Source organism: Diaphorobacter sp. (assembly GCF_050251835.1).
Lineage (GTDB): Bacteria > Pseudomonadota > Gammaproteobacteria > Burkholderiales > Burkholderiaceae_C > JBFXIE01.
The window spans coordinates 1-6,758 of the sequence record NZ_JBFWLZ010000073.1 but is presented as its reverse complement, the minus strand read 5'-3'; the positions used below and the strand labels follow the sequence as shown (position 1 = coordinate 6,758).

The window sequence follows — 6,758 nt, the reverse complement described above, 5'->3', positions numbered from 1 at the left end:
AAATTCGCGCTTGCGGGTGCGTTTGGTGGTGTTGCTCAGGCCCAGGCTGCTTTGCTTCATGCGCTTATTGTCTGAGCTTCAGGCTTGCTCAGCCACATCGTACAGGGATTCGTGCAGAGAGTCCCTAAGCTTGGCGCTATTTGTTTTGAAATTAGATTGCTGCGTTCTGGTAATTTATTTGTGGGCAAAGCATAATGACAAGCAGAAAATATAAAATCGTGAGATAGCGCATACGTTATGCTTGCGTTGTTCCTACGTGGTCACTTGATGCATAAGCGCACATAATCTGCCAGCCGTAGCTGCTGGCACACTGGGCGGTCAGTCCATCGGCATTCAGACGCAGCTTTATTGCCTTTTCGGTGGTTACCGCTCGGAGCTGCCACCCGATTAAAGGGCGTCACTGTCTTGCCACTGCGCCCCTGCCACGCACAATGCACGGGCCGGGTGCCAGCGTGGCGCTGATACACCCGCTGAATCACCCCTCCAGCACACCCCGCAGCTGAGACGAGGACTCGCCCGATGGACAAAGTATCAAAACCGCCTACAGCCCAGGTAAAACAAGCGCTGGCAGCTCTTAGTTACATAGCAATGGCTGTGCTCAGTCTGCTGAAGGGCAACGCCGCGCTGGCCCAGCAGGCTGCCACGATGCAATCCGCGCAACCCCTGCAACCCGTTCAGCCCGTCGCCGCCCGCAGCCAGGCGCAGGCGCAGGTGGTGGCGCAGGGCCTCAGCCACCCTTGGGCGGTGGCCTTTTTGCCGGACGGGCGTTTTCTGGTCACCGAGCGCCCTGGCCGCATGCGCGTGGTAGAGCCGGACGGTTGCCTGGGCCCGCCCCTGGCCGGGCTGCCGCGGGTGGCTGCAGGCGGGCAGGGCGGGTTGCTGGATGTGATTACCGATGCGGACTTTGCGCGCAACCGGCGCATCTTTTTTTGCTATTCAGAACCCGCATCGCCCGAAAGCGGCGGCAGCGGCAACAGCACCGCCCTGGCCAGCGCCACGCTGGCGCCCGGTGCGTCGCAGTTGCGTGACGCGCAGGTGCTTTTCAGCCAGCGGCCCAAGGTGGCCAGTCAGTTGCACTTTGGCTGCCGCATCGTGCAGGCGCCGGACGGCAACTTGTTTTTGACGCTGGGCGATCGCTACAGCCGCAAGGACGACGCCCAGGCCCTGGACAACCACCACGGCAAGGTGGTGCGTGTGGCGCCCACCGGCGGCGCTGCGCCCGGCAACCCGCTGGCGGGACGCGCGGGCGCGCTGCCCGAGATCTGGAGCTGGGGCCACCGCAACCCGCAGGGCGCCACCTGGGGGCCGGACGGACGGCTGTGGATTCACGAGCATGGCGCCCAGGGCGGCGACGAAATCAACCGCCCCGAGCCCGGCCGCAACTACGGCTGGCCGGTGATCACCTACGGCGAGAACTACGGCGGCGGCAAGATTGGCGAGGGCACGGCCAAGCCCGGCATGGAGCAGCCGCTGCACTACTGGGTGCCGTCGATTGCGCCGTCGGGCATGGCGTTTTTGACCAGCGACCGCTATGGCGCGGATTGGCGCGGCAGCCTGTTGGTCGGCTCGCTCAAGTTTGCGCGGCTGCACCGGCTGCAATTGCAAGGCACCCGCGTGGTGCGCGACGAGTATTTGCTGGACAGCCTGGGCGCACGCATCCGGGACGTGCGCCAGGGGCCGGACGGGTGGATTTACCTGCTGACCGACAGCCCGGAAGGGCAGTTGCTGCGGCTTGTGCCCTGATGGCATCCGTGCCCGCACCGCCTGCGACAATCGCCGCCCAAACTCTAGAAAAACCCCACTGGATGGACTGCCATGCTGCTTGACGCCTCTGAATCCCAACTTGTGCTCGTGGACTACCAAGAGCGCCTGATGCCCGCCATTTTTGAAGGCCCGGCCGTGCTGGCCAATGCCATCAAGCTGGCGCAGATCGCCCGGCTGCTGGACGTGCCCGTCTGGGGCACCGAGCAAAACCCGTCGCGCCTGGGGCCCAACGATGCCGCGCTGCGCGCTCTGTGCCAGCGCACCCTGTCCAAGATGCACTTCAGCGCCACCGAAGAGGGCCTGGGCGAGTGGCTGCGCCCGCCCGCCAAACCCCAGGGCGGCAACGCGCGCAGCCTGCCCAAGCACCTGCAAAAAAACCGCGAGCCGCAAGAGCCCGAAGCCGCCAGCATCGTCATTGCGGGCTGCGAGGCCCATGTGTGCCTGCTGCAGACGGCGCTGGACCTGCTGGAGGACGACTTTGAGGTGTGGGTGGTGACCGACGCCTGCAGCTCGCGCACCGAGCGCAACCGCGACGCCGCCTTCGACCGCCTGGCGGGCGCGGGCGCCGAGCTGGTGACCACCGAGATGGTGGCGTTTGAATGGCTGCGCAGCTGCGAGCACCCGGCGTTCAAAGACGTGCTGTCTTTAGTCAAATAAGCCTCTAGCCCTTTATATACAAGCGCTGAATGCTATGGTTTTTTATAAACCGGCGTTGTCATGCTGCGTCAGTTTGCCGCAAGCGCAGCATGAATAATTATGAATTCTGGATAAATTCCGCCACGCGCCATCCCGGCGCGAAGTATCCCCAGGAGACAACGCCATGGCCGCAGAGCACACCGATTTCGCCGACTTTCACCGCCGCTCCATCACCGAGCGCGACGCCTTCTGGGCCGAGCAGGCCCGCCTGATCGACTGGCATACGCCGCCGCGGCAGGTTTGCGACTACGGCAACCCGCCGTTTGCCAAGTGGTTTGTGGGCGGCACCACCAATCTGTGCCACAACGCGGTGGATCGTCACCTGTCAGAGCGCGCGCAGCAGAACGCGCTGGTGGCCATTTCGACCGAGACCAACACCGAGCGCGCCTACACCTACGCCGAGCTGCATGCCGAAGTGCAGCGCATGGCCGCCTGTCTGCAGGCGCTGGGCGTGCGCCAGGGCGACCGGGTGCTGATCTACATGCCCATGATTGCCGAGGCGGCCTTTGCCATGCTGGCGTGCGTGCGCATCGGGGCCATCCATTCGGTGGTGTTTGGCGGGTTTGCCTCGTCGTCGCTGGCCTCGCGCATCGAGGATGCCGAGCCCGTGGTCATCGTCAGCGCCGATGCGGGCTCGCGCGGCGGCAAGGTGGTGCCCTACAAGCCGCTGCTCGATGAGGCCATCGAGCTGTCGGCCCACAAGCCCGCCGCCGTGCTGCTGGTGGATCGGGGCCTGGCCCCAGCCGCCATGCGCGCCGGGCGTGACCACGACTGGGCGGCTCTGCGTGCGCGCCACCTCGATGACCAGGTGCCCTGCGAATGGGTCGAATCCACCCAACCCAGCTACACCCTGTACACCAGCGGCACCACCGGCAAGCCCAAGGGCGTGCAGCGCGACACCGGCGGCTACACCGTGGCGCTGGCGGCCAGCATGCGCCACATCTTCCAGGCGAATGCGGGCGACACCTACTTTTGCACCAGCGACATCGGCTGGGTGGTGGGGCACAGCTACATCATCTACGGCCCTTTGATCGCGGGCATGACCACCATCCTGTACGAGGGCCTGCCCATTCGCCCCGACGCGGGCATCTGGTGGAGCATTGTCGAGAAGTACCAGGTCACGCACATGTTCTCGGCGCCCACGGCGGTGCGCGTGCTGAAAAAGCAAGACCCGGCCTACCTGAAAAAGCACAACCTGCGCAGCCTCAAAGCCCTGTGGCTGGCCGGTGAGCCGCTGGACGAGCCCACCGCGCAGTGGATCAGCGATGCGCTGCAGGTGCCCATCATCGACAACTACTGGCAGACCGAGACCGGCTGGCCCATCATGACGCTGTGCAACGGCGTGCAGCAGCAAGCCTCGCGCTTTGGCAGCCCGGGCAAGGCGGTGTATGGCTACAACGTCAAGCTGATCGACGAAGCCACGGGCGAAGAGCTGACGGCGCCCAACCAAAAGGGCGTGCTCGCCATCGAAGGCCCGCTGCCCCCGGGCTGCCTGCAGACCGTGTGGCGCAATGACGAGCGCTTTGTCAACACCTACTGGAAGAGCATCCCCGGCCGGCTGATTTACAGCACCTTTGACTGGGGCATCCGCGACGCGGATGGCTACTACTTCATCCTGGGCCGCACCGATGACGTGATCAACGTGGCCGGTCACCGCCTGGGCACGCGCGAGATCGAAGAGTGCATCTCGGGCCACCCCAACGTGGCCGAGGTGGCGGTGGTGGGCGTGGCCGACCCGCTCAAAGGCCAGGTGGCCATGGCGTTTGCCGTGCCGCGCGATGCATCGGGCCTGACGGACGATGCCGCGCGCCTGAAGCTGGAGGGCGAGGTAATGAAGCAGGTGGACGCGCAACTGGGCGCCGTGGCCCGCCCGTCACGCGTGTTTTTTGTCACCGCGCTGCCCAAGACACGCAGCGGCAAGCTGCTGCGCCGCGCCCTGCAGGCCGTGGCCGAGCGCCGCGACACGGGCGACCTGACCACCATGGAAGACCCGGTCGCGCTGCAGCAGATCAAGGACTTGCTGGGCTGAGCGACGGGGGCACTCGGGGCGTCAGGCCACGGGCGCTTCCACGGCCACGGCTGTCGGGGCAGGTTGCACGGGTGCTGCCTGTGCCGCAGGCTCGGCATGCGTCACGCCCGCCGCCTCCATCCATTGCGCGGGCGCCTGCCAGGTGGCAGCCCAATCAACAAACTGCTCCAGCGGCATGGGGCGGGCGATGCAGTAGCCCTGCGCCAGGTGGCAGCCCATGCGCAGCAGCTCCTGGCCCTGCTCCACGGTCTCAACGCCTTCGGCCACGATGCTGCAGCCAAACGAACGCGCCAGGCCGATCACGCCATGCACGATGGCGCGGTCCCCGCCGTCAGTCAGCATGCCGGATACGAAGCTACGGTCCAGCTTGAGCTGGTCCATCGGCATGCGGCGCAGGTAAGCCAGCGAAGAGTAGCCCGTGCCAAAATCATCGAAGGCCACGGTCATGCCCAAGGCGCGTAGCTGCGCCACCTGCCGCGCAGAATGGTCGATGTCGTATAGCGCGGCGCTCTCCGTCAGTTCGATGGACAGCAGTTGGGGCGGCACCCCCGGGTGCCGCGCCAGGCGCACGGTCATCCAGTCGGCAAAATCCCGACGGTGCAGGTGCTCGGGCGTGATGTTGATGCTGACCGGCAGGCGCAGGCCTCGCGCCATCAGCGTGGCAATCATCTGCAGCGCGGTGTCCACCACCCATTCGCCAAACAGTTGTTGCAGCTCGGCGTGACCTTCGATCAGGTGCATGAACTGCCCCGGCGCCAGTACGCCGCGCTCGGGGTGCAGCCAGCGCGCCAGCGCCTCTGCGCCCACTACGCTGCCGTGCCGTGTGTTCACCTGGGGTTGCAGAAACAGGACCAGTTCGCCGCGCCGTATGGCTGCTGCCAGCTCGGCGCCTTGCGCGTGGCGCTGCTGGTGGGCCCGCGCCTGGGCCGCGTCAAAGGCGTGAAAACGGTTGCGTCCGGCCTGCTTGGCCGCGTACATGGCCTGATCGGCGTGGCGCAGCAGGGTGTCGGCGTCGGCATCGTCGTCGGGGTAGAGCGTGTAGCCGATGCTGGCGGTGACCGCCACCTGCTCGCCGTCCACGCTGTAGGGCGTGCAGATGCTGTCCATCACTGCGCCCAGCCGTTGCTCGCACTGCGCGGCATTGTCCAGGCCGGGTAGCAGGATCACGAATTCGTCGCCCCCCAGCCGCGCCACGCAGTCGCTCAGGCGCAGCGCGCGCTTGAGCCGCTCGGCCACCACCATCAGCAGGCGGTCGCCCGCGGCATGGCCCAGGCGGTCGTTGACAGGCTTGAAGCCGTCCAGATCCAGGTAGCCCACGCCCAGCCGCTGGCCGTGCGTGATGGTCAGCTGCATGCTGTGGCGCAGGCGCCGCTCCAGCAGCACGCGGTTGGGCAGGCCGGTGAGGGCGTCGTACAGGGCCATGCGCTCGAGCTGCTGCTCCTGCGCCCGCTGTCCGCTCACGTCGATGACCATGCCCACCATGCGCGCCGGGTTGCCCCGGGTGTCATGCGCCACGATCTTGCCCAGGCTGCGCAGCCAGTGGCTGCCGCCCTGTGGCAAAAACACCTCGCTGGTCACGTCGAAGGGATTGGCAGGGTCAGCCTGGTGGCGCTGCAACTCCTGGTTGACGGCATCAATGTTCTCGGGGGTGAGGCCGGAGGTCCAGGCCACGGCCGATGGCTCCCCGGGCGCCAGACGCGCCAGTCCGTACATTTCGCGCCAGCGTGTGTCACCGGAGACCAGGCCGCTGGACAGATCCCAGTCAAACCGCCCCAGGGCGGCTGCGGCAACCGATAGCGACAGCAACTCTTCGCGCTCGCGCAAACGCTGCTCGCTTTGCTTGCGCTCGGTGATGTCGTGCAACACGAATAGCCAGCAAGCCTCGCCGTTGATCTCCAGCGTGCTCAGCGACTGCAGCACGGTGCGCTTGTCGCCGCTGCGCGTGGTCAGTTCCAGCTCGTGGTTCACTACCTGGCCCTGGCGCGCGGCAGTCTCCAGCAGCTTGGCGCGGGACTCGGGTGTGGTCAGGCCCAGCTCGACCGCGGTGCGCCCGCGCGCCTCCTGGCGGGTGTAGCCCGTGGCCAGTTCCCAGGCGGGGTTGACCTCAAGGTAGGTGGCATCCTGGCGCCGCGCAAATCCCATGGGGGAGCAACTGTGTTCAAAGTCAAGTCATTTTGAGATAGCTCCAGCATGTGGATAACTCACTTGCCAAGGCACGCCGGATTTGAGAACGGCGTTGATGATCGTGAGCACCTTGTGCATACAGGCC

At 66.0% G+C, this 6,758-nt stretch carries 4 protein-coding genes; 3 read left to right on the top strand and 1 reads right to left on the bottom strand.

Features of this window, described 5'->3' with window-relative positions; genetic code table 11:
- The first annotated feature begins 645 nt into the window (after positions 1–645).
- From AB7E35_RS14720 to AB7E35_RS14710, 3 genes are all read left to right on the top strand, one after another.
- Positions 646–1,743 (top strand): PQQ-dependent sugar dehydrogenase, encoded by a 1,098-nt coding sequence (locus AB7E35_RS14720; RefSeq protein WP_428167829.1) that lies wholly within the window; start codon positions 646–648, stop codon positions 1,741–1,743.
- Between the two features lie 72 nt (positions 1,744–1,815).
- Positions 1,816–2,421, top strand: a complete 606-nt coding sequence (locus AB7E35_RS14715; RefSeq protein ID WP_428167828.1) for an isochorismatase family protein — start codon at positions 1,816–1,818, stop codon at positions 2,419–2,421.
- 163 nt (positions 2,422–2,584) lie between these two features.
- Positions 2,585–4,489, top strand: a complete 1,905-nt coding sequence (locus tag AB7E35_RS14710) for a propionate--CoA ligase (protein ID WP_428164434.1) — start codon at positions 2,585–2,587, stop codon at positions 4,487–4,489.
- A gap of 21 nt (positions 4,490–4,510) precedes the next feature.
- Here the strand turns inward: AB7E35_RS14710 and AB7E35_RS14705 are convergent, their stop codons facing one another.
- The gene (locus tag AB7E35_RS14705; RefSeq protein WP_428167827.1) at positions 4,511–6,631 is read right to left on the bottom strand and encodes a putative bifunctional diguanylate cyclase/phosphodiesterase; all 2,121 of its coding nucleotides are present in this window, start codon (positions 6,629–6,631) and stop codon (positions 4,511–4,513) included.
- Positions 6,632–6,758 lie beyond the last annotated feature (127 nt).

Coding starts and splice junctions, on each gene's coding strand:
- AB7E35_RS14720 (WP_428167829.1), top strand. CDS start 646: ATGCAATCCGCGCAACCCCTGCAACCCGTTCAGCCCGTCGCCGCCCGC.
- AB7E35_RS14710 (WP_428164434.1), top strand. CDS start 2,585: ATGGCCGCAGAGCACACCGATTTCGCCGACTTTCACCGCCGCTCCATC.
- AB7E35_RS14715 (WP_428167828.1), top strand. CDS start 1,816: ATGCTGCTTGACGCCTCTGAATCCCAACTTGTGCTCGTGGACTACCAA.
- AB7E35_RS14705 (WP_428167827.1), bottom strand. CDS start 6,631: ATGGGATTTGCGCGGCGCCAGGATGCCACCTACCTTGAGGTCAACCCC.